Annotated in this window: 20 protein-coding genes; 9 read left to right on the forward strand and 11 right to left on the reverse strand. The window is 67.4% G+C overall.

What is annotated here, in order from left to right; all coding sequences use genetic code 11:
• Positions 1–96: 96 nt before the first annotated feature.
• On the forward strand, positions 97–1,299 hold the full coding sequence (locus tag GV832_RS13620) for an MFS transporter (protein WP_168775435.1): 1,203 nt from the start codon (positions 97–99) through the stop codon (positions 1,297–1,299).
• 47 nt (positions 1,300–1,346) lie between these two features.
• On the opposite strand, the gene GV832_RS13625 is transcribed toward GV832_RS13620, so the two are convergent.
• The 6 genes from GV832_RS13625 to metF form a co-directional block, all read right to left on the reverse strand.
• Entirely contained in the window at positions 1,347–2,855 is a 1,509-nt protein-coding gene (locus GV832_RS13625) for a hypothetical protein (RefSeq protein ID WP_168775436.1), read from the reverse strand.
• A gap of 64 nt (positions 2,856–2,919) precedes the next feature.
• A complete protein-coding gene (locus GV832_RS13630) occupies positions 2,920–4,209 on the reverse strand; it encodes an amidohydrolase family protein (protein WP_168775437.1) in 1,290 nt (429 codons plus the stop codon).
• 65 nt (positions 4,210–4,274) lie between these two features.
• Entirely contained in the window at positions 4,275–5,204 is a 930-nt protein-coding gene (xdhC, locus tag GV832_RS13635) for a xanthine dehydrogenase accessory protein XdhC (protein WP_168775438.1), read from the reverse strand.
• Between the two features lie 95 nt (positions 5,205–5,299).
• Positions 5,300–7,669 carry a xanthine dehydrogenase molybdopterin binding subunit gene (gene xdhB, locus GV832_RS13640; protein ID WP_168775439.1) on the reverse strand — a complete coding sequence of 790 codons (2,370 nt, stop codon included), beginning with the start codon at positions 7,667–7,669 and terminating at the stop codon, positions 5,300–5,302.
• Positions 7,666–9,075: a xanthine dehydrogenase small subunit gene (gene xdhA, locus GV832_RS13645; protein ID WP_168775440.1), complete on the reverse strand. Its 1,410-nt coding sequence runs from the start codon at positions 9,073–9,075 to the stop codon at positions 7,666–7,668. The genes xdhB and xdhA overlap by 4 nt, the downstream gene beginning before the upstream one ends.
• Before the next feature lie 250 nt (positions 9,076–9,325).
• Positions 9,326–10,183, reverse strand: a complete 858-nt coding sequence (gene metF / locus GV832_RS13650) for a methylenetetrahydrofolate reductase [NAD(P)H] (protein ID WP_168775441.1) — start codon at positions 10,181–10,183, stop codon at positions 9,326–9,328.
• 87 nt (positions 10,184–10,270) lie between these two features.
• Here metF and GV832_RS13655 point away from each other — a divergent pair, with 87 nt between their 5' ends.
• Positions 10,271–11,176 carry a LysR family transcriptional regulator gene (locus GV832_RS13655; protein ID WP_168775442.1) on the forward strand — a complete coding sequence of 302 codons (906 nt, stop codon included), beginning with the start codon at positions 10,271–10,273 and terminating at the stop codon, positions 11,174–11,176.
• 151 nt (positions 11,177–11,327) lie between these two features.
• Here GV832_RS13655 and GV832_RS13660 read toward each other — a convergent pair whose 3' ends face one another.
• The 4 genes from GV832_RS13660 to kce are packed head-to-tail and all read right to left on the reverse strand — an operon-like array spanning position 11,328 to position 14,231.
• Positions 11,328–12,344 carry a histone deacetylase family protein gene (locus tag GV832_RS13660; protein ID WP_168775443.1) on the reverse strand — a complete coding sequence of 339 codons (1,017 nt, stop codon included), beginning with the start codon at positions 12,342–12,344 and terminating at the stop codon, positions 11,328–11,330.
• Positions 12,341–12,769, reverse strand: a complete 429-nt coding sequence (locus GV832_RS13665; protein WP_168775444.1) for a GNAT family N-acetyltransferase — start codon at positions 12,767–12,769, stop codon at positions 12,341–12,343. Before GV832_RS13665 ends, GV832_RS13660 begins: the two co-directional genes overlap by 4 nt.
• Positions 12,766–13,320 carry a hypothetical protein gene (locus tag GV832_RS13670; protein WP_168775445.1) on the reverse strand — a complete coding sequence of 185 codons (555 nt, stop codon included), beginning with the start codon at positions 13,318–13,320 and terminating at the stop codon, positions 12,766–12,768. The genes GV832_RS13665 and GV832_RS13670 overlap by 4 nt, the downstream gene beginning before the upstream one ends.
• Positions 13,317–14,231 (reverse strand): 3,5-dioxohexanoate:acetyl-CoA acetone transferase, encoded by a 915-nt coding sequence (gene kce, locus GV832_RS13675; protein WP_168775446.1) that lies wholly within the window; start codon positions 14,229–14,231, stop codon positions 13,317–13,319. Before kce ends, GV832_RS13670 begins: the two co-directional genes overlap by 4 nt.
• Before the next feature lie 163 nt (positions 14,232–14,394).
• Between kce and GV832_RS13680 the strand changes: the two genes are divergently transcribed.
• The gene (locus tag GV832_RS13680) at positions 14,395–16,398 is read left to right on the forward strand and encodes an oxidoreductase (protein ID WP_168775447.1); all 2,004 of its coding nucleotides are present in this window, start codon (positions 14,395–14,397) and stop codon (positions 16,396–16,398) included.
• Entirely contained in the window at positions 16,395–17,894 is a 1,500-nt protein-coding gene (locus GV832_RS13685) for a trimethylamine methyltransferase family protein (protein WP_168775448.1), read from the forward strand. Before GV832_RS13680 ends, GV832_RS13685 begins: the two co-directional genes overlap by 4 nt.
• 92 nt (positions 17,895–17,986) lie before the next feature.
• Here GV832_RS13685 and GV832_RS13690 read toward each other — a convergent pair whose 3' ends face one another.
• Positions 17,987–18,592, reverse strand: coding sequence for a TetR/AcrR family transcriptional regulator (locus GV832_RS13690; protein ID WP_168775449.1), 606 nt, complete (start codon positions 18,590–18,592; stop codon positions 17,987–17,989).
• Between the two features lie 84 nt (positions 18,593–18,676).
• Here GV832_RS13690 and GV832_RS13695 point away from each other — a divergent pair, with 84 nt between their 5' ends.
• The 5 genes from GV832_RS13695 to GV832_RS13715 are packed head-to-tail and all read left to right on the forward strand — an operon-like array spanning position 18,677 to position 23,043.
• Positions 18,677–19,729: an extracellular solute-binding protein gene (locus GV832_RS13695; RefSeq protein WP_168775450.1), complete on the forward strand. Its 1,053-nt coding sequence runs from the start codon at positions 18,677–18,679 to the stop codon at positions 19,727–19,729.
• On the forward strand, positions 19,726–20,565 hold the full coding sequence (locus tag GV832_RS13700; RefSeq protein ID WP_354001966.1) for an ABC transporter permease: 840 nt from the start codon (positions 19,726–19,728) through the stop codon (positions 20,563–20,565). Before GV832_RS13695 ends, GV832_RS13700 begins: the two co-directional genes overlap by 4 nt.
• Positions 20,562–21,326, forward strand: coding sequence for an ABC transporter permease (locus GV832_RS13705; protein WP_168775451.1), 765 nt, complete (start codon positions 20,562–20,564; stop codon positions 21,324–21,326). Before GV832_RS13700 ends, GV832_RS13705 begins: the two co-directional genes overlap by 4 nt.
• Positions 21,323–22,312, forward strand: coding sequence for an ABC transporter ATP-binding protein (locus GV832_RS22535; protein ID WP_168775452.1), 990 nt, complete (start codon positions 21,323–21,325; stop codon positions 22,310–22,312). The genes GV832_RS13705 and GV832_RS22535 overlap by 4 nt, the downstream gene beginning before the upstream one ends.
• Complete coding sequence (locus GV832_RS13715) at positions 22,312–23,043, forward strand: MBL fold metallo-hydrolase (protein WP_168775453.1); 732 nt, start codon at positions 22,312–22,314, stop codon at positions 23,041–23,043. Before GV832_RS22535 ends, GV832_RS13715 begins: the two co-directional genes overlap by 1 nt.
• Positions 23,044–23,085: the final 42 nt, after the last annotated feature.

A 23,085-nucleotide genomic window follows, 5' to 3' on the forward strand; every position in this document is an offset into this window, starting at 1 on the left:
TCTGCTTTGGGGCCATAATTCATCGGGCCGCGAGACGAAAGGGCCCGGAATTCAGGGGCTGCAGTTTTGGGCCCTGGTGTCCTGGAAGGGGGGGAGATGGAACCGCGCTATCGTTGGGTCGTCGTGGTCGCAGGCGGCCTCATGGGCTGCGTCGCCATGGGCGCGCTTTTCGCCCTGCCGGTGGTCTTGCAATCGATGGACAAGGCCACGGGCTGGGGCGCGGCGGGGATCGGCTCGGCCATGACCTTCGCCTTCCTGGCCATGGCCGTGACCTCGATGGTCTGGGGCGGCCTTTCGGACCGCTTCGGCGCAAGGCCGGTCGTCCTGGTGGGGGCGGGCCTCTTTGCTGCAAGCCTCTGGGCGGCGGGGCAGGCGCAGACGCTGTGGCAGTTCCAGGTGATCTTCGGCCTCTGCGCAGGGGGCGCGGTCGCGGCCTTCTTCGCGCCGATGATGTCGACGGTCACGGGCTGGTTCACCACGAACCGGGGGCTTGCGGTCTCGCTCGTCTCGGCCGGCATGGGGCTGGCACCGGTCACCATGTCGCCCCTGGCGGCCAAGCTGATCGAAAGCCAAGACTGGCGCGGCGTCTTCACCACCATGGCCTTGATCGTGGCCGTCATCACCCTTCCCGCAGCGCTTTTCCTGCGCCGCCCGCCCGCCCAGACCGCGGCCCCCACCGAAGACGCCCCGCCCGAGACCATGACGGTGCGTGAGGCCGTGACCTCGGCCCCCTTCCTGACCTTGGTCCTGACCAATTTCTTCTGCTGCGCCACCCATGCCGGGCCGATCTTCCACACCGTCTCTTACGCCCAACTCTGCGGCCTGTCGGTCATGGCCGCCGTCTCGATCTATTCGGTCGAGGGCGTGGCGGGGATGTTCGGGCGCCTGGGCTTTGGCCTGATGGGAGACCGCTGGGGCGCCAAGCGCGTCCTGGCCACGGGGCTCATGGCCCAGGCCATCGGGGCGGCGGCCTATGCCTTTGCGGGCAGCCTCTGGCAGTTCTACGCCGTCGGAGCGCTGTTCGGCTTCATCTACGCAGGCATCATGCCGCTTTACGCCGTGCTGATCCGCGAGAATTTCCCGATGCGGATCATGGGGACGCTGATGGGCGGGACGGGCATGGCGGGGAGCCTCGGCATGGCCTCGGGGCCCTGGCTGGGGGGCTGGATCTACGACACGACGGGCGGCTATGGCGCGATGTATGCGACCTGCTTCGTCTTTGGCCTCGCCGCCTTTGCCATCATGATGACCTTCCGGCCCTTTCCGAAGCGCGAGATGTCGGCGCATCCGGCGGAGTGAGCAATCCCGGGGTATACCCCGGGCTACGGGGCGGAGAGCGCGCGCTTTCAGCCAGGCGCCGCGAGCGCGATGGCCGCATCGAAGAGCCCCCGGGCCGTCGGCTCATCCAGTGCTGTCCGGGCCAGGGCCAGGCCGGCCCGGTGGCGCAGGACCGGCAGATGGAGGACCCCTGCCGCCTTCGCAAGGCAGTCAAGGCCCTCAGGACCGTATCCCCCCAAGTCCTGGGTCAGCGCTGCGCGCAGGGTTTGCCGCGCCCATTCTCTCTCGCCGTCAGAGGCGCGGGCCTGGGCGGCGCAGGCTTGCAGGTCGGCCCTTTGGCCCGGCTCCAGCACCTTGGCGGCCTCGGCCAGAACAGCGGGGACGACCGCATCGGGCATGGGCCTTTCCAGCACCTCGAGCCAGTCCCAGAAGGGTCGCCTGTCGCCCGTGATCCAGGCGGCGGCCTGGCCCACCTCACCCAGCGCGGCGTGAAGGGCGGCCAGGTCCCGCCGCGCGCTGCGCGTCTCCCTGTCCCGTGCGGTCTGGCCCCCGGGCATCGCGGCCTCGGCCCGGGCCAGCGCGGCGCGTACCTCTTCCGGAGGCGCCCCCTTGGCCAGGAGCAACTTCGTCACGGTCAGATGGGGAAACTCCGCAGGGCCGCCCGGCAGCGCCTCGGCCAGCACCTCCAGACCGCGGGCAAGGATCAACCCGGCCTCGGGGCTGGCCCGGGCGACGAGGCGGCCAAGCCTGTCGATGTCCGGTCCGGGGGGGATTGCTGCGATCCGATCAAAGGCACGGTTCAGGGCGGCGAGGTCGCCCGGGTCCAGTGCGATGCGCATGGCATCCCGGCAGGTCTCGTCGTGGCAAAGCGTCAGGGCCTCGGGGCCGATGGCGCGGAGGGTCTCGGGGTCGAGGAGTTGGGGAAGCTCGGCCGCCTCGATCTTGCGCAGGGCGGCAAGGGCTTGCGCGGGCTGGCCCAAGAGGGCGCGGAGCCGGGCAGCATTGGCCAGCTGGGAGAGTCCTCTGGAGCGGGTTTCGACCAACCCGGCGAGGGTCGCCGCCTGGTCGGGGGAACCTGGAGCTTGGGCGACTTTGGGGCTGTAGGGCTCTTGGCCCAGAAGGTCGAGGGCGGCAAGATAGAGCTGGTCGGAGTTCAAGCCGCGGGCGGCGGTTTCGACGCCCTGGCCCTGCCGGATGGCAAAGGCCAGGAGGGGGGCGGCGAAGCGCCTGTCCGCCCGTCCGATGGCCTCGGCCGAGGAAAGCCCCTGCGCCTGCAAGAGCCTGATCTCCAGCGCCCGCGCCTGATCGCCGTAGCCAAGGGTGGCCAAGGCGTCGAGTTCGGGCAGGTGACTCGGCAGGGGAATGCGCATGGCCTCGGTGAAGCCGGCCTCGATCAGGCAATCGACCGTGGGGGCGGCGCGGCAGGCGGCGAGGGCCGCGCGGCGGGCGCGCTCGGCGGGCAGGAGGGCCTGCGCCAGGGGGAGGAGGGCAAGGGCAAGGAGCAGGACAAAGAAGAGCCGCGCGGGGCGCAAGGGAATGCCTTTCCACGAAACCCCCGGGCGCGCCGAGGTTAACAATTTCCTAACGAGACAGAGAAAACTGCTCTGTGTCAAGCACTTGTGCCCTCTTGCACGCGTGCAATCAATACTCGGGCGCAAAGCCCTGGCCCGGGTCGATCAGGGCCTCGCGGCCCGGAATCATCAGCTCCCCGATCCGGGGGGCGGTGCGGGCGATGACGCGGCCGCGCCGGATGACATGCAGCTTCACTGCCTTCAGCCGCAGGGCCTCGGCCGGGTCGCGGGCCTGAAGGACCACGAGATCGGCCTTGCAGCCCTTGTGCAGGCCATAGTCCTCCAGCCCCATGGTCCGCGCCGAATTCACCGTCAGCGCGTCGAAGATCGCGCTCTTGTCCGCGAGCGAGCCCATCTGCGCCACATGGATCGCCATGTGGCCGACCTCGAGCATGTCGCCCGAGCCCATCGCATACCAGGGGTCCATGACGCAGTCGTGCCCGAAGGAGACATTGAGCCCCGCCGCCATCAGCTCGCGCACCCGCGTCATGCCGCGCCTTTTGGGGTAAGTGTCGTGGCGGCCCTGGAGCATGATGTTGATCAAGGGGTTGGGGATGACATTCATCCGCGCCTCGACCATCAGGGGGATCAGCTTGGACACGTAGTAATTGTCCATCGAATGCATCGAGGTCAGGTGCGAGCCCGCGACGCGGCCTTGCAGCCCGTGGCGGATCGTCTCTGACGCCAGGGTCTCGACATGGCGCGAGAGGGGGTCGTCGGTCTCGTCGCAATGCATGTCGACGGGAAGGCCGCGGTCGGCGGCCAGGCGGCAAAGCGCTTCGACCGAGGCGCGGCCCGCCTCCATCGTGCGTTCGAAATGCGGGATGCCGCCGACGATATCGCATCCCATGTCCAGTGCGCGCGCCAGGGAGGCCACGCCGTCCTTGGCGCGGAAGTAGCCATCCTGCGGGAAGGCCACGACTTGCAGGTCGAGATAGGGCTTCACGAGGTCGCGGACCTCGAGCATGGCCTCGACCGTCACGAGGCGGGGGTCGGAGGTATCGACATGGGTGCGGATCGCCCCCATCCCTTGGGTGACGGCCAGGTCGATGTATTTCAGCGCCCTTTGGACCAGGGCCTCGCGGGTGAGACTGGGGCGCAATTCCCCCCAGAGCGCGATCCCCTCGAGGAGCGTGCCCGAGCGGTTCATCCGCGGCAGGCCCAAGGAGAGCGTCGCGTCCATGTGGAAATGCGGGTCGCAGAATTGCGGGCTGACGAGGCGGCCGGTGGCGTCGATGACCTCGCGCGCCTCGGCCGTGATGGCGGGCTCGATTGCGGCGATCCGGGTCCCGGAGATCGCGATGTCGATGTCGCGGCGACCGTCGGGGAGATTGGCGTGGCGGAGGATCAGGTCGAACATCAGGGTGCTTTCTTGCGGTTCCGTCCGGGGGGCACACCCCCGGACCCGAGGGAAAGCCGGGGGTTTCACACCCCCGGACCCCCGTGGGATATTTGGGCCAAGGTGAAAGGGGAAGAGGCGCGGGTGAGAAGGGTCCGCATCAGCTGATGCGCGACGCCGATGGCGATGGCCTGGGGATGTTTGCCAAGGCGCGGGTCGCCGATCGGGCAGGTGATGGCGGTGGGGTCCTGTCCCAGGGCCTGCAAGCGCGACCGGAATCGGGCCCATTTGGTTTCGCTGCCGATCAGGCCGCAGGAGGCGAACCCATGGGCAAGGAGGCGGTGGCAGAGTTCCAGGTCAAGCTGGTGCGAGAAGGTGACGATCAGGTGATGGGCCTCCCTGGGGGCCAGGGTCACGGCTGTCGCGGGGTCGGGGACCGGGAGTTGGGTCGTGTTCGGCTGCCTTGGGAAGCGGTCCTGGGCGATGTCGATCCAGGTGATACCCAGGTTTGGCAGGGGGGAGAGGGTGGCTGCGATGGCCCGGCCGACATGGCCCGCGCCCCAGAGCCAGACGGGGATGCGCGGCGGGGCGATGGGGTCGATCAGCCAGCCTTGCAGGATCTGCGTCTCGGGCAGGGCGCCTTGGGCGCGGGCCTGGGCCATGAGGCGCTTGACGGCCAGGGGCATGGGCGAGCCGTCCAGAGAGACGGCGTGCAGCGGGCCCTTGGGCAGCTCGGCCAGGGTCTCGGTCACGAGCGTCACGGCGCCGCCGCAGCATTGGCCCAGCGCGGGGCCGAGGGGGATGCGGCTGACCTGCGGCGGTCCCAGGTGGCGCCTTGCGGCCTGGGTCGCCTGATGCTCCAGCGCTCCGCCGCCGATCGTGCCATGGGTCCTCGTCGGGGTCACCAGCATCGAGGTGCCCGGCTCGCGCGGGGAGGAGCCGTCATGGGCGGCGATCAGGACCCGGGTCACCGGGCCTTCGCGCAGGGCATCCTGGAGGGCGGTCAGATCAAGCATTCAGCCCCCCTGTCGCCGGGGCTGGGCCGGGCCCGACCGCGCCGCGCAAAGACGGGTGCCGCGCGAAAGGGGCCGCGCCGCCCGGGCAAGGGCACTCAGCCATGGCGGACCCTTTCCACCGCCATCAGCACGCGCTCGGCCGTGGCGGGGGCGTCCAGCGCAGGATAAGCGGTTCCGCAGAAGGAAAGCGCGTGGCTCAGCGCCATCAGCGCCGAGATGCCAAGGTTGAAGGGCGGCTCGCCCACGGCTTTCGACTTGCCGACCGTGTCCTCCTGGTTGGGCTCGGTCCAGAGCGCGACGTTGAAGATGGCGGGGCGGTCGGAAACGGCGGGGATCTTGTAGGTCGAGGGCGCATGGGTCGCCAGGCGACCCTTCGCGTCCCAGACCAGTTCCTCGGTGGTCAGCCAGCCTGCGCCCTGGACATAGGCGCCCTCGACCTGGCCGATATCCAGCGCCGGGTTCAGCGACCTGCCACAGTCGTGCAGGATGTCCGTGCGCAGGATGCGGTTCTCGCCGGTCAGCGTGTCGATCACCACCTCGGTGACCGCCGCGCCATAGGCGAAATAGAGGAAGGGCCGGCCCTGGCCCCGCACCCGGTCCCAGGTGATCTTGGGCGTGGCGTAGAAGCCGGTGGAGGAGAGCGAAATCCGCGCCTGCCAGACCCATTCGGCGACGCGGGCGAAGGCGTGGCTTTCGCCCGCCACCAGGACCTCGCCGCCCTTGAAGCGCACTGTATCGGCGGCGACTCCGTATTTGCCCGCAAGGAACTCCGCCATCCGGGCGCGGATCGTCAGGGCAGCCGCCTCGGCCGCCTTGCCGTTCAGATCCGACCCCGAAGAGGCCGCCGTGGCCGAGGTATTGGGCACCTTGCCCGTATCGGCCGCCGTGATCTGGATGTCGCGCGCCGATAGCCCGAACACCTCGGCCACGACCTGGGCCACCTTCTGGTTCAGCCCCTGTCCCATCTCGGTCCCGCCATGGGACAGATGGACCGAGCCATCCTGGTAGACATGGACCAGGGCCCCCGCCTGGTTCAGGAAGGTCAGCGTGAAGGAGATCCCGAACTTCACCGGCGTCACCGCGATCCCGCGCTTTAACACCGGGCTGCCCGCATTCCACTCCGCAATCGCGGCCTTGCGGGCGTGGTAATCGCAATCCGCCAGAAGCTTGCCCACCAGCCGCCCCGAGACCGAATCCTCGACCTCCATCCCGTATTGCGTGGTCTGAACCTCGCCTTTCAACTTGGCGGAAATATCCTGGGGGCCCGGGGGTGAAACCCCCGGACTTGCCTTTGCGGGTGAACCCCCCGGCCGTTCCGCATAGAAATTCGCCTGCATGATCGCGACCGGATCCCGCCCCGTCGCATGGGCGAGGTGGTCGATGATCCGCTCCATCCCCACGATGCCCTGCGGCCCGCCAAAGCCGCGATAGGCCGTGGCGCTTTGGGTGTTGGTCTTCAGCCTGTGGCTTTCGATGCGGATGTTGGGAATGAAATAGGCGTTGTCGGCATGCAGCATGGCGCGGTCGGCCACCGCGAGGCTCAGGTCCTGGCTCCAGCCGCAGCGCATCAGATGCACGACCTCCATGGCGGTGATGCGGCCCTGCGCATCGCAGCCCGCCCGGTAGCGGATCTTCAGGTCATGACGCTTGCCGGTGATCATCATGTCGTCGTCACGGTCATAGCGCATCTTGGCGGGCCGCCCGGTGCGCGAGGCCACCACGGCGCAAGCCACGGCCAAGGCATTGCCCTGGCTCTCTTTCCCGCCAAAGCCGCCGCCCATCCGCCGCATCTCGACCCGGACCGCCGCCATGGGCAGGTGCAGGGCATGGGCGACCTTGTGCTGGATCTCGGTCGGGTGCTGGGTCGAGGCCATGACCTGGACCCCATCCTCCGTCGGGATCGCGGCGGCGACCTGGCCTTCCAGGTAGAAATGCTCCTGGCCGCCCACTTCCATCTCGCCCTCGACCACCGTCTTTGCCGCCGCAAAACCCGTGGAAAGGTCGCCGCGTGCCCAGGTGATCGGCCCGGTTTCAAAGCGGGAGCCCGCCGCAAGGGCCTCTTCGACCGTCAGGATGGCGGGCCTTTCGCGGTAGGTCACCTTTGCCAGCCGCGCGGCCTTGCGGGCCGCAAGGTGGCTGGTCGCGGCCACCAGGAAGACCGCCTGGCCAAGGTAATGGACGGTGCCATCGGCCAAGAGCGGCTCGTCCCCCGCCACGGGCGAGACATCCGGCACATGGTCGAAATCCTGCGCGGTCAGGACCAGAACCACGCCGGGGGCGGCGCGGACGGCCGAGAGGTCCAGGGCTTCGATCTCGGCATGGGCCACGGTCGAAAGGCCGAAGGCCAGGTGCAGGGCATCGCCGGGCAGCTTCAGGTCATCGACATAGGGCGCGCGGCCCGTCACATGCAGGGGGGCGCTGTCATGGGGAAGGGCGGCCCCGAGGGCTCCGGCTTGCTTTCTCATGGCGCGACCTCCAGCACCGAGGTGGGGATTCCCCCTGCCTCGAGCGCATAGCGGGTCAGGAGGTTTTGGGCGACCTTGAGCCGATAGGCGGCGGAGGCGCGCATGTCGGAAAGGGGCTGGAAGTCTTGGGCGAAGGCGGGCAGGGCGGGGGCGATGCCCTCTGGCGTCAAGGCGCGGCCGATGAGGGCTTGTTCCACCGCAAGGGCGCGTTTCGGCGTGCCCGCCATGCCGCCAAAGGCGATGCGGGCGGATCGGATGATGCCGCCCTCTGCCGCCAGGTCGAAACAGCCGAGAACCGCCGAAATGTCCTGGTCGAAGCGCTTGGAGACCTTGTAGCAGCGCAGGTTGGGCGCCGAGGCGGGGATCGTGACGCTTTCGACGAACTCGCCGGGCTGGCGGTCCTGTTTGCGGTAGGCGAGGAAGAAGTCCTCCAGCGGGATGGTCCTGCGGCTGGCGCCCTTGCGCAGGGTGAGCGTGGCGCCCATGGCGATCAGCGCGGGCGGGCCGTCGCCGATGGGCGAGCCATTGGCGATATTGCCGCCGATGGTCGCGGCGTTCCTCACCTGGAGCGAGGCATAGCGGCGCAGCATCCGGGCAAAACCGGGGTGAGAGGCGCTCAGCGCCTTGCGCAGGGTCTCGATGGTGACGCCCGCGCCAATGGTGAGGGCGGCGCCATCGGAGGTGATCTGGTTGAGTTCGGAAAGGGGGGCGAGGAAGACGGGTTTCGGCAGGTCGCGCAGTTGTTTCGTCACCCAGAGGCCGACATCGGTGGCCCCGGCGATCAGGGTGGCGTCGGGGTTCTCTTCATACCAGGTGGCGAAAGCGTCCAGCGAGGTCGGGGGGCTGCTCGCCCCCCGAACCCCCTCGCCCAAGGGGGGCACGCCCCCCTTGGGGAACCCCGTGGATATTTCGGCCAAATTGAAAGCGATATGCGGCGGTGAGGGGAGGTCTTTTGCGGCCTCGGCGGCCCTTATGATCGGCGCATAGCCCGTGCAGCGGCAGAGGTTGCCGGCCAGAACCATGTCGTGGTCGCGCTCGCCCGTCAGGTGGGCGGTGGCCAGCGACATGACGAAGCCTGGGGTGCAAAAGCCGCATTGCGACCCGTGATGGGTCACCATCGCCTCTTGCACCGGGTGGGGGGAGCCGTCGGGCGCGGTCAGGCCCTCGACCGTGGTGATCGCCTTGCCGTCGAGCTGGCCCATGAAGAGGATGCAGGCGTTCAGCGCCCTTGGCCCCTGGTCGTCCTGCACCATGACCGTGCAGGCGCCGCAATCGCCCTCGTTGCAGCCCTCCTTGGTGCCTTTCAACCCGCGGCTCTCGCGCAGCCAGTCGAGGAGCGTCACGGTGGGGGGGACATCCGTCAGACGGACCGGCGTTCCGTTCAGGAGAAACGCAAGCTCTGCCATGGTTCTGCCTCGCCGCGGTCTGGTCCTGCGCTTCGCCCCCCGATGCGGCGGAAAGGGGCGTGGCGCCTCCATTGGGCGATGGATTGGGCCGCTTGTCCAGCCTTGCCTGCGGGGGGCCTGCGAAAGCACTTTCCGGGAATGCCGGAAAATCGGGCAGGGGATGAAAAAACCGGCCCGAGTTTCCTCGGGCCGGAGGGACGCCAGGCGCTTTCGCGCCCAACAGGGAGACGGGATGGCCTGGCCTTGCGGCTCAGGCCACCTTTTCCAGCGCCACTTCCGGGGCCAGCCCCAGGGCGCGCACCACTTCCCGCGTCAGATGCGGGCGGTTGAGCGTGTAGAAATGCAAGGCGCCCACGCCCTCGGAGATCAGCCGGTCGCAGAGCGTCGTGCATTGCGCCAGCGCGAAGAGGTCTTCGCGGCCGTCGCGGGTGGCGACGGTGAAGCCCTCGTCCAGGCGGCCGGGGACATGGGCGCCGCAGCGCTGGGCGAAGCGTTTCGCGCCCTCCCAGGACTGGATCGGCAGGATGCCGGGGATGAGTTCGGCGGTGATGCCCTCCTTCACGCAGGCATCGCGGAAGCGCAGGAAGGTCTCGGCCTCGAAGAAGAATTGCGTGATGGCGGAAGTGGCGCCGGCATCGAGCTTGGCCTTCAGCCAGTGGATATCGGCGCGGGCGTCGGCCGCATCGGGGTGACGCTCGGGATAGGCGCCGACGCGGACCTTGAAGCCCTTGGCCGCCAGCGCGCCCACCAGTTCCGCCGCATGGGCAAAGCCCTGGGGATGGGGGGTGAAGCGGGGGGCGCCCTTGGGGGCATCGCCGCGCAGCGCCACGATCTCGGTCACGCCCTCGGCCTTGTAGGCATCGGCGATTTCCAGCGTTTCCGCCTTGGTCGCATCGACACAGGTCAGGTGGGCGGCCACGTTCAGCCCGTAGTTCCGGCGGATCGTGCCCACCGCCTCATGGGTCAGTTTCCGCGTCGTGCCGCCCGCGCCATAGGTGACCGAGACGAATTCGGGGGCCATCGGGGCCAGGGCCTGCACGGTCTCGAACAGCCGGAAGGAAGCGTCCAGCGTCTGGGGCGGGAAGAATTCGAACGAGATACGGGTCATGGCAGGCTCCTTTGCTTGACCCCTTATCCCAGATCGACGATTGTGAATCCAATTCATAGTTTTCACGAAGATGATGAGGTTGGACTCATGTACCTGGAGCTGCGGCACTTCCGGACGCTGCGGGCGATCCACCAGGCGGGGGGCTTGGCCAAGGCCGCCGATATCCTGAACACGACGCAATCGGCGCTGTCGCACCAGGTGGCGGGGCTGGAGGCGCAGGTCGGGATGGAGCTTTTCGTGCGCCGCTCCAAACCCATGCGGCTTTCGGCGGCGGGGGTCAGGATGCTGCGGGCGGCCGAACGGATCCTGCCCGAGGTGGCGGCGCTGGAGGAAGAGTTCCGCGCGCTGCAATCGGGCAAGACGGGGCGGCTGCATATCGCCATCCAGTGCCATGCCTGTTTCGACTGGCTGTTTCCGGTCCTGGAGATGTTCCGCCACGCCTGGCCCGAGGTCGATGTCGATATCCGCGCGGGGCTTGCCTTTGACAGCTTCCCGGCCCTGGTGCGGGAGGAGGTCGACCTGGTGATCTCCTCCAACCCCGAGGGGCTGGAGGGGCTGACCGCCCATCCGCTTTTTGACTATCACCCGACCTTCGTGGCCTCGTCGAAGAACCCGCTGGCCGCCAAGCCCATGATCGAGGCCGAGGATTTCCGCGACCAGGTCCTGATCACCTATCCCGTGGGCCGCGACAAGCTGGACATCTTCACCGAAATGCTCACCGAGGCGCGGGTAGAGCCCCGGGCGCATCGGACGGTGGAGCTGACGGCGGTGATCCTGATGCTGGTGGGATCGGATCGCGGTGTGGCGGTCTTGCCCGACTGGGTGATCCGCGATGTGAAGGCCCATGCGGACTATGTCACGCGCCCCCTTGGCCCCCAGGTCATCACCAAGCGCCTCTGCGCCGTGACCCGGGAAGAGGATGCGGCCAAACCCTATATGGCGCATTTCCTGCGGCTCTGCCGGTCAGAGCCGGTGAAGTTGCAAAGGGGGTAACAGAGAACCCGGGGTATACCCCGGGCTACGCAGCGCCACGGTATCACAATCTCCCCGCCGTCCCGGGCCTGACCCGGGACCTCGACGGCTTGGGGCAGCGCCTTGGGTCGAGGCCCCGGGGCACAAGCCCGGGGCGGCGGGGAGAGAGAGCTCAGGTCCAGGCCCCCAGCACCGCCGCCAGGTTCTCTCCGAGTTCGGGGCAAAGATAGCCGCCCTCCTGGACAATCAAGGTCGGCAGGCCCAAGGCGCGGATGTCGCGGCCGATTTGTGCAAAGCCCGGCGTCGTCACGGCGAGCCCCGCGAAAGGGTCTCCGATGAAGGCATCGAGCCCCAGGGCCAGGACCAGCGTATCCGCGCCCCAAAGCGTGATCCGCTCCAAGGCTTGCGCCAGCGCCCGGCGGAAGGGATCATCCGCGCTGCCCCGCTCCAGCGCGAGGTTCAGGTTCGCGCCCTCTCCGGCGCCGGAGCCATGCTCCCCGGGATAGCCCCAGAAGAAGGGGTAGAACCGCTCGGGATGGGCATGGAGCGAGACGGTCAGCACATCGGGCCGGTCATAGAAGATGCCCTGGGTGCCGTTGCCGTGGTGCAGGTCGATGTCGAGGATTGCCACCTTGCGGCCCGAAAGCGTCAGGGACTGCGCCGCAATCGCCGTGTTGTTCAGGTAGCAAAAGCCCCCCGCGAGTTCCGCGAAACAATGGTGGCCGGGGGGGCGGCAGAGCGCATAGGCGGCGCGGGCTCCGGCCATGATCTCCTCGGCCCCGGCGATGGCGCATTGGGCGGAGAGATAGGCGGCCTCATGGGTCTGCGGCCCGATGGGGCAGGAGGTGTCGGTCTGGTGGAACCCCGCCTGGCCCACGGCCGAGAGCGGGTAGCCATCGGTGCGGTTGGCGGGGTGGATATTGGGGATGACCTCGGGAGAGGCGCCTTCGATCTTCGTCCAGCGCTGGTGGATGGTCTGCAGGAAGGTCAGATAGCGGGAGGGGTGGATGGCGGCGATCGGGTCCAGGCCGAAGTCCTGGGGGAGGTCCGGCGTGATGGACAGCCGCGCGAGGCCGGAGAGGAGCGCATCGATCCGGGCGGGTTTCTCGGGGCAGGGGCGCGGGGCGCCGCTGGAGAGGAAGAACTGCGGGTCATGGGCGCGCTGGCCGGGGTGGTGGAAGGCTTTCACAGGGACTCGGGCTCCATATGGATCAGGGCCTCGGAGCCTCGGGATGCGAAGCCCGCCTTGGCATAGAAGGCGCGGGCGAGGTCGTTGTCATGGGAAACGGTCAGGGCGATGAAGCGCGCGCCCCAGTCCTGGTGGGCGAGCGTGGCTTTCAGAAGCGCCCGCGCCAGGCCCTGGCCGCGCGCCTGAGGTGCGACGTAGAGGTCCTGGACGAAGACACCGGGGAGGCCGCGATGGGTCGAGAACTCGGGGAAGTAGATCACCATGCCATGCTCGGCGATCAGGGCGCGGATCAGGGGGCGGGGGCCGAAAGCTGCGGCCTCCAGAGCCTCGAGGCTGGCCACGGCGGTCCCGCCCTCGTGGTCGGCCAGGGCCTGGAGCATCTCGCGCAGGCGGGGGAGGTCGGAAGGGGTGATGGGGCGGATCATGGGGTGGGGAGCATCTTGCAGATTGAGTGATCCCACTTGGCTAGGTCATCCATGCAGGCAACGATCAACTCTCGGATGTATCCGACTTGCAAGGCGCGCATCGCTACGAGAGGCAGAGTGTTTTCCAAGCCTCTGTTCAGACTTCGAAAGTTCGTCTCTTCATGGTCGAAAGGAAAGGTCATCTGGACATAGCTTGTCCATGCGGCCTGCTGCTCGTCGAAAGCTCGCCGCGCTGGGCCATCTGGGAGCCACTCCCGGATGTCCTTGATATCGCTCTCCAGCCTTTCGTTCCACACCTTCAGTTCTGCCTCGTAACACCAGTTCCAAGGCTCTATGGAGGGTTTGGGCGCCAGGAACACCGGCTTGATCGGCGCAAGCTCGGTTCTCAGACATGCCATCGCGGCCTGGCCGATGCAGCCCCATTGCTCTTGCAGGCAGGACTCCACAAGGGTCTGGACCGCAGCTTGCGCATCCTTCTCGGCGGCAAGGTCGATCTCCGCTTGCGCAACGGTGGGCAGGGCCATGAGAAGCAAGAGGGTCAGGCGGATCAAAACGCCACCTCGCTTGCGCCCTTCAGGCCCAGCATGGCCCTTGCCTCTTCCGGTGTGGCGGGGGTGCGGCCGAGGCGCTCCACGATCTCGCGGATCAGGGTGACTTGCGCGGCGTTGGAGGGGGCGAGGACGCCCTTCGCCAGGTAGAGGTTGTCTTCCAGGCCGACCCTCACATGGCCTCCCATGCTGGCCGCCATCGTGGCCATGGGGATCTGCTGACGGCCGGCGGCGAGGACGGAGAAGAGATAGTCCTCGCCGAAGAGCCGGTCGGCTTGGCGCTTCATCAGCATCAGGATATCGGGTTCGGGGGGCATGCCGCCGAGGACGCCGAAGACGAATTGCAGGAAGAAGGGCGGCTTGACCAGGCCTCGGTCGGCGAAATGGCGCAGCATGGTCAGGTGGCCGATGTCATAGCATTCGAACTCGAACCGCGCGCCGCGCCCGCCCATCTCGGTCAGGACATGGGCGATGTCGCGCGGGGTGTTCTTGAAGACCAGGTCGTCGGAGTTGCGCAGGAAGGGCTCTTCCCAGTCGTGCAGGAAGGTCTTGATGCGGTCGGCCATGGGGTAGAGCGCGAAGTTCATGCTGCCCATGTTCAGGCTGCACATCTCGGGCGCATAGGCTTTCGGCGCCGCAAGCCGTTGATCCAGCGACATGATCGCCGAGCCTCCGGTCGTCATGTTGACGACCGCATGGGGCTTGAGCGCGGGCAGGAAGGACCAATGCGCGGGGTCGGAGGAGGGGCGGCCGTCCAGCGGGTTGCGGGCGTGCAGGTGCAGGATGGCGGCCCCGGCGCGGGCGGCCTCGATGGCCTGGGAGGCGATGGTCTCGGGCGTCACGGGCAGGTGTGGCGACTGCGAGGGGACGTGGATCGAGCCCGTGACGGCGCAGGAGATGAGGATTTTCGACATGGGGCAAGGGTGGCACTTCTTTTGCCCTCCGACAACGGCGGTGAGGGGCGGCCAGCGATTTTTCGTGGAAATGTCGTCGGCAGGGTTACGATGGCTGCAGGCCGGATCGGGTTCTTGTTGAACGGTTGTTTAAGATATGTGACACTGCTGAGGGAGGTGCGCCATGGACCCTGCACATGCGATTCTGTTCGAACCCGTGCGGATCGGGCCCGTTGTGGCGCCGAACCGGTTCTACCAGACGCCCCATGCCACGGGCTTTGGCTGGCAAAGGCCGCAATCGGGGGCTGCCTTGCGAAAGGTCAAGGCCGAGGGCGGCTGGGGCGTGGTTTGCACCGAATATTGTTCGATCCATCCAACTTCGGACGACAGCCCCTATGCCTTTCTGACGCTGTGGGATGATGCCGATATCGCTCCGCTGGCCCTGACCGCCGAGGCGATCAAGGGGCAGGGGGCGCTGGCGGGGATCGAGTTGTGGCACGGCGGGGCCCATGCCTCCAACCGCATGACAAGGCTGCCGGCCATTGCGCCAAGGGTGCAGCCGGCGCTTTACCACCTGCCGACGACGGCGCGGGGGATGGACCTGGAGGATATCCGCAGCTTCCGCCGCTGGCAGCGTGACGCGGCCTTGCGCGCCAAGCGGGCGGGGTTCGACATCATCTATGTCTATGCCGGGCATGATTATTTGCCCTTCCAGTTCCTGTCGTCGCGCACCAACGACCGGGGCGACGCCTATGGCGGCTCTTTGGAGAACCGCACGCGGCTGTTGCGGGAAATGCTGGAGGAAACCCGCGAGGCCGTGGGTGACACCTGCGCCGTGGCGATCAGGCTCGCGGTGGATGAGCTGCATGGGCCCTCGGGCGTGACCTCGGAGGCCGAGGGGCGTGAGGCGGTGGCGCTTTTGGCGGAACTGCCGGACCTTTGGGATGTGAATATCGCGGGGGCCCTGGGCAATGACAGCAAGTCGGCGCGGTTCTCCGAGGAGGGCTTTCAGGAGGACTATATCCGCTTCGTCAAGGGCGTGACTTCGAAGCCCGTGGTTTCGGTGGGGCGCTTTACCTCGCCGGACCGGATGGTCAGCCAGATCAAGCGCGGCATCCAGGATTTCATCGGCGCGGCGCGGCCCTCGATTGCTGACCCCTTCCTGCCCATGAAGATCAAGGAAGGCCGGGCGGATGAGATCCGCGAATGCATCGGCTGCAACATCTGCCGGGCGGCGAACAACGAGGGCGTGGGGCTGCGCTGCACGCAGAACCCGACCATGGGCGAGGAATGGCGGCGCGGGTGGCATCCCGAGCGGGTGCCGCCCCACCGCCGCGAAAAGGCGCTGGTGGTGGGCGGCGGTCCGGCGGGGCTCGAGGCCGCGCTGACGCTGGCGCGGCGGGGGCTCGAGGTTCACCTGGCCGACCGCGACCGCCGCTTTGGCGGGCGGGTGAACCGGGAATCCACGCTTCCGGGGCTCGCGACCTGGGGGCGGGTGAGGGATCACCGGCTGCATATGCTGGGCAAGACCGACGCCATGCTTTACCCCGAAAGCGCGATGACCGCCCAGGATATCCGCGATTTTGGCGCCGATCACGTGGTGATCGCGACGGGGAGCCTTTGGCGCCGCGATGGGATGGGGGTCTTGGGCATGGGCGGCGCCTTCCTCGGGGCGCTGACGCCGGATGACCTTTTCGCCGGGGCGGTGCCGGGGCCCGAGGTCGTGATCTATGACGACGAGCACTACTTCATGGCCGGTGCCTGGGCCGAGAAGCTCGCCCGCGCGGGGCACCTTGTGACCTATGTGACGCCGCAGACCCTGGTCTCGTCCTGGACGGCCTATACCGATGAACAGGGCTTCATCCAGGCGCGGTTGATTGAGCTGGGGGTGAAGATCGTCACCGGCCAACTGGCGACGGGCTGGCGGGACGGGTTGCACACCGTCTGCGCCTATACCGGGCGCGAGGGCTTTGTCCCCGGCGAAAGCCTGGTCCTTTGCACCGGGCGCTTGCCGGTCACCACGCTTCATGATGAGCTGAAGGGCATGAGGGGCCTCGGCCTGGTGGGGGATGCGCTGCAACCCTCCTCCATCGCCGATGCGGTCCATTCCGCCCACCGCTTCGCCCGCGAGATCGACGGGCCAGAGCCCTTCCGCCGCGAAATGGCACCCTTGGGAGAGAGAGCATGAGGAAGCCCCGCCGCCAGGTCGCCCTCCCGCAGCCCGCCTGGGGCCAGGTGCCGCGCCCCTATGCGCCGATCAAGGTGATCAGCGACGACCAGGTGGAGGCGATCCACCAGGCGGGCCTGCGCATCCTGCGCGACCTCGGGATGAAGGTGCTGCATGGGCCTGCGCGTGAGGCCTTCCGCACCGCAGGGGCCAGGATCGAGGGCGAGATGGTGTTCTTCGACCCGGCGATGGTCGAAGAGACCCGCTCCACCGCGCCCGAGACCTTTACCCTTGCCGCCCGCAACCGGGCGAAGGATCTGAAGGTGGGCGGTGACCACATGATCTTTACCTCGGTCGGCGGGCCAGCCTATGTCATGGACCTCGACCGGGGCAGGCGGGACGGCACGCACCAAGACATGTGCGACTTCCTGCGGCTCTGCCAAAGCCTGAACGTCGTCCAGCAGGAATCGGGCGGACCCTTGGAGCCGATGGACCTTCCCGCCCGCACCCGTCACCTCGACCTGTATCACGCGCAGATCACGCTTCTGGACAAGTCCTGGGAGCTGAATGCCCTGGGGCGCGGCCGCACGATGGACGGGCTGGAGCTGGCCGCCCGGATGATGGGCTGGAGCCTCGATGACCTTTTGGCACAGCCGATCATGATGGGGGTGATCAACACCAACTCTCCGCGCCAGTTGGATATTCCCATGGCCGAGGGGCTGATGACCTTGGCCGAACATGGCCAATGCGCGGTGGTGACGCCCTTCACGCTGGCAGGCGCCATGGCTCCGGTGACGCTGGCCGGCGCCTTGGCGCTGCAACATGCCGAGGCGCTGTGCGGCGTGGTGTTGACCCAGCTGGTGCGCAAGGGCGCGCCGGTGGTCTATGGCGGGTTCACCTCCAATGTCGACATGAAGTCGGGGGCGCCCGCCTTCGGGACGCCGGAATATGCCAAGGCGGCCCAGGCCTCGGGGCAGCTGGCGCGGCATCTGCGGCTCCCGTTCCGCTCTTCGAACGTCACGGCGGCCAATGCGCTGGACGCCCAGGCGGCTTACGAGAGCCAGATGGCGCTTTGGGGCAGCCTGATGGGGGGCGCCAACCTTCTGATGCATGGCGCGGGCTGGATGCATGGCGGGCTGACGGCGAGCTATGAGAAGCTGATCCTTGATGCCGAGATGCTGGCGATGATGCAGGCCTATTTCACCCCCATCGAAGTCTCCGAGGCCTCGCTGGCCTTGGAGGCCATTGCCGAGGCGGGCGCGGGGGGGCATTTCTTCGGGACGCAGCACACGATGGAGCGCTTCGAGACCGCTTTCCATGCGCCGATGCTGTCGAATTGGGACAATTACCCGGCTTGGCTCGCCAAGGGGGGGGAGGAGGTCCCGGCCCGCGCCAACCGGATCTGGAAGGAGCTTCTGGGATCCTATGAGCAGCCCGCGCTGGACCCTGCAAGGCGCGAGGATGTCGAGGACTATATCGCGCGGCGCAAGGCCGAGGGCGGGGTCGAGACGAACTGAGGTTTTCTTTGGGGGGGAAGCGTCCACCCCAAGCCCCGGGCCAGGGCCGGGGACGGGGCGTCCGCTGTTGGTGCTGGCGGATCCCTTGTGCTTCAGGCCAGGGCTTGGGCGAGGGCGGCATGGCGGGCGCGCATCGCGGTCAGGAGACTTGCCATCTCCATCTCTTCGACCCGCACGAAATCGGTGAAGGCCTGGTTCAGGCTGCCGAAGATCATGTCGGCGAGGGGCGCCAAGGCCAGCCCCGGCCGTAGCTGCCCGCGACAGGCGATCAGGAGATCGGCCACCTGCGCCCTGAGCCGGTCATCCAGCCCCGCATAGATCAGCGAGAACCTTGTCCCCGGCGCGCCGATGGTCAGGGCAATCGCCTGCCGCCAGAGGTCCTTGGTCAGATAGGTCAGCGAGTGCTCGTAATAGCCCCCGATCAGCGCGTCCAAAGCCTCGGCCAGCCCCTCGGGCGGGGCGGCCACCACGGCGGCGCCAAGCTCCAGCACCTCCTCGACCTCCAGCGACACGAGCGCCAGGAGCACATCGCCCTTGGTCGCGAAATAATTATAGACCGTGCCCGTCGACACCTCGGCCGCCGCCGCTATGTCCTCCATGCGCACGGCGTCGAAACTGGCCTCATGGAACAGCGCCATGGCCTGCGCCAGGATCCGGTCGGCCCGCTCTGCCTTATGTTTCGCCCTTAAGCCCGCCAAGTTGGCCGCCCTTGAAGTTTGAAGTTGACTTCAAAAATGAACCGACCCCATCCTGAATGCAAGAACGACCTTCAGGAGAGAGAGATGACCCGCCGCTTTTCGACCAACCTGACCGCCCTTGCCCTGGTTCTGGCCTCGCCCGCCCTGGCCGAGGATCAGCTGAACGCGCTTGTCTGGTGCGACCATACCGACCCCGCGCTGCTGGAGCCCTTCGAGAAGGCCAACAACGTCAAGGTCAATGTCAAGGAATACGAGGGCACGGCAGCGGGGATGGCGATCCTGGACCAAAGCGCGCCCGGCGATTGGGATGTCATGGTGGTCGATTCGGTCGATGTGGCGCGCGTCGCCGCTGCGGGCCGCCTGGCGCCGATCCCGGCCGAGGCCCTGCCCACCGCCGATTTCTTCCCCGAACTGGTGATGGCCGCGCAGAATGTCATCGACGGCAAGACCTATGCCGTGACCGAGAAATACGGTTACAACACGATCTCTTTCGACAAGACCAAGGTCGATCCGGCGGATATGGAGGACATGGCCGCCCTGACCTCGGGGAAATATGACGGCAAGATCGGGATTTACGACTATTACCTTCCCGTTCTGGGCCTGGTGGGCCTGGGCCAGGGCGTGGCCACGGCGGACCTGAACGCCGGCGCGCTGGCGGGGCTGAAAGAGCCGCTGATGGCGCTGCGCAAGGCCTCGCGCCAGGTGTCCGACGTGGTCTCGTCGCAGACGGCGCTGGCCACCGGAGAGGTCGATATCGTCGTCGGCGGCGGCGAGTGGCTGACGGCGGTGCTGGCGGCGGACAATCCCAACCTCGACTGGACGATCCCCAAGCAGGGCGGCCTGCGCTGGAGCCAGTCCATCGGCGTGGTCGAGGGCGCGGCCAATCCCGATCTCGCGCTGAAGTTCGTGCAGTATATCGTCTCGCCCGAGGGTCAGGCGGCCCTGGCGCAGTCCTCCTGCTATTGGGGGATGCCTGCAAACATGAAGGCCGGCGACCTGCTCAGCGCAGAGGCCAAGGCCACGCTGCGGTGGGACCAGCAGCCGGATTACCTCGCCCGGGCGCAGCTTTACCCGATCCCGGATGCGGCGACCGATACGGCGATGCAGGACCTCTGGACCGAGATGCTGAACCAGTGAGCCGCGAGGATCGCCTCGGCTGGGGCCTCGTGGCCCCGGCGCTTCTGTGGACGGCGGCCTTTTTCGTCCTGCCCTTCCTTGCCATGCTGGCGCTGTCCTTTGCGCATATGGAGGGGCGGGAGGTCGTCCACGGCTTTTCCTTTGGCAACTATGTCAAGGCCTTCGGCGACTGGAGCCAGTTGAAGGCCCTGGTCAATTCCATCGAGATCACGCTGACCGTGACGGTCCTGTCGGTGCTCCTGGCCTGGCCCCTGGCCGCCACCATTGCCTGGAGCGTCCCCCCGCGCTGGCAGCGCGCGGCGCTCTTGGCGGCGATCCTGCCGTTCTGGACCTCTTACGTCGTGCGGTCTTATTCCTGGGCGCTGGTCCTGGGGAAAACCGGAGTCTTGAACCGGGGTTTCGGGCTGATCGGCCTTGGTCCCTACGAGATGGCCTCGACGCGGTTTGCCACGGTCATCGGCTTTACCCATTTCTTCGTCATGCTTCTGACGCTGACGATCTATGCCAACCTGGTGCAGCTTTCCCCCAATTACCTGAGGGCGGCCCAAGACCTTGGCGCCTCGCGTCTGCGGGCCTTCGTCCATGTCATATTGCCCCTGACCCTGCCGGGCATCGTGACGGGGGCCTTCGTGACCTTCACCCTATGCATCGGAGACTATATCACTCCGCAAATCCTGGGCGGAAACAACGAGTTGACCCTGCCGCAACTGATCATGCTGCAGATGGGACGGGGCGGAAACTTCCCCATGGCCTCGGCCTTGTCGGTCATCCTGATGGCGGTGGTGACCCTGGCCTATGCGGCTTGCGCGCGCTGGCTGAGGCTGGACCGGCTATGAAGCGGCTCTCTTTCCTGTACCTGGCGCTGGCTTACGCCTTCATCTTCCTGCCGGTGGCGGTGCTTGTGGTGTTTTCCTTCCAGGACGGGCGCTTGCCGGTGCCGCCGTTTCAGGGGGTGACCCTGAAATGGTATGAGAAGGTTCTGTCGGACGAGGGTCTGATGACGGCGCTGGGCCATTCTGCGCTGGTGGCCTTCGGGTCTTCGGGCGTGGCGCTGGCCTTGGGCTTTCTCGCCGCCCATGGCCTGGCGCGGGTGGCCCTGCCGGGGAGCCTGTTGATGCGCGGGCTCTTGATCGCGCCGATGACGGTCTCTTACCTGATCATCGGGCTGGGGCTTTTGACGGTGTTCAACCAGGCGGGGATCAAGCCCTCTCTGGTGGCCACGGGGATCGGCCATGTCGTCATCAACCTGCCGCTCTGCTTTGCCATCTGCTTCGCCGCCATGGGGGACCACCAGAAATCGGCCGAACGTGCCGCCCGCGACCTTGGCGCCTCCGAGGTCCAGGTCCTGTGGCACATCTCGGCCCCCATGCTGGCCCCCGCGCTTGCGGCGGCCTTCTTCCTCTCGGTCACCTTCTCCTGGGACGAGTTCATCATCGCCTTCCTTCTGACCCGCTTCGAGGTCACCCTTCCCGTGGAGATCTGGTCCATGCTGCGCTCTGGCCTCTCGCCTGCCACCAACGCCATAGGCTCCTTGGTCTTCCTGGTCTCTGCCCTGGTCGTGATCGTGCTGGAAACCCTGATGCGGAGGAAGGCATGACCGCCTCTGTCACCATCGACCGCGTGACCCAGACCTATGGCGGGGCCATGGCCCTGCATGACGTGTCCTTGCAGATCGCAGCCGGGGAGTTCGTGGTGCTTCTGGGTCCCTCGGGCTGCGGGAAGACCACGCTTTTGAACCTGATCGGCGGGTTTGCAGCGCCGGCAAGCGGCCGCATCCTGATCGGAGACCGCGATATGGCGGGGGTTGCGCCGGCGCAAAGGCCGACGACGACGGTCTTCCAGGACTACGCTCTGTTTCCGCACATGAGCCTGGCCGACAACGTGGGCTTCGGCCTGCGGATGCGTGGGGTCTCGCGGGGGGAGCGGCGGGCGAAGGCCGCGCAGATGCTGGCGCTGGTGGGCCTGCCGGGGCGCGAGGACCGCCGCCCGCATGAGCTCTCGGGCGGGCAGCGGCAGAGGGTGGCGCTGGCCCGGGCGCTGGCGGTCAGTCCGGATGTGCTGCTGCTGGACGAGCCCCTCGGCGCGCTGGACCTGAAGCTGCGGCGCCAGATGCAGGATGAGTTGAAGGCGATCCAGCGCCAGGTGGGCACGACCTTTGTCCATGTCACCCATGACCAGGAAGAGGCCATGGCGCTGGCCGACCGCATCGTGGTGATGTCGGAGGGCCGGATTGCCGACCAGGGCCCCCCGCGCGAGGTCTACCTCAGGCCCAGGAGCCTCTTCTCTGCCGCCTTCATGGGCGAGATCAACCAGGTCCCCGTGGTGCAGGGTCAAAGCGCCATCGGTCCCTATCCCGGGACCGGGATGCTTCTGATCCGCCCCGAGGCGATCAATGTGACCGGGGGCCTGCCCCTGGGCGAGGCGGTCGTCACCGACGCCGCCTTCTTCGGCACCCATGTCCGCGCCCATGCGCGTTTGGGCGACTTGACCCTGACCCTGCACTTGCCTCAGGGGTCCGACCCGCAGCCCGGCCAGGTCCTGGCGCTTTACGCCAGCGCCCATGCCTTCCTGGAGACAGAGTGATGTCCTTGCCCCAAGCCCAGAAGCAAGACTGGTGGCGCATCCGCCCCATGGGCGACGGTGTCACCCATATCGACGAGCCCCATATCCGCGAGTTCTACCGCTGCAATGTCTGGCATGTGCGGGGGCGGGATACGGATATGCTGGTGGATTCGGGCATGGGCGTGGTCTCCTTGCGCGACTGGGTGCCCCTGGTGACGGAAAAGCCCCTGCAGGCCGTGGCGAGCCATACCCATTTCGACCATATCGGCTGTCACCACGAATTCCCCTGCAGGCTTTGCCATGAGGCCGAGGCGCATCTGATGGCGGCCCCCACCCGCGAGAACACCTTCGCCGACAAATATGTGACGGATGAGATTTTCACCACGCTTCCGCCGCAGCCCTACCTGTCCTCGACCTATGCGGTTAAAGCCGCGCCCGCGACGCGGGTGCTGGTGGACGGCGATGTGGTTGACCTCGGCGACCGGCATTTCGAGGTGATCCATACGCCGGGGCACTCCCCGGGTGGCATCGCCTTATGGGAGGCGGCGACGGGGGTCCTGTTCTCGGGCGACATCGTCTATGACGGCGAGCTGATCGAGGGGACTTCGGCGCTGGAGCAGGCGCAATATGTGGCCTCGATGAAGCGATTGCTGGAGTTGCCGGTCCGGGTCGTGCATGGCGGGCATTTCCCGAGCTATTCCGGCGAGAGGCACCGGCAGATCATCCGCGACTGGCTGGTGGGCAAGGCCTGAGGGGGGGGGAGCGTCTGGCCGCCCTCGGGCCAAGGCCCGGGT

The sequence above is a fragment of the Stagnihabitans tardus genome (assembly GCF_009925085.1).
In the GTDB taxonomy this organism is placed as follows: domain Bacteria; phylum Pseudomonadota; class Alphaproteobacteria; order Rhodobacterales; family Rhodobacteraceae; genus Stagnihabitans; species Stagnihabitans tardus.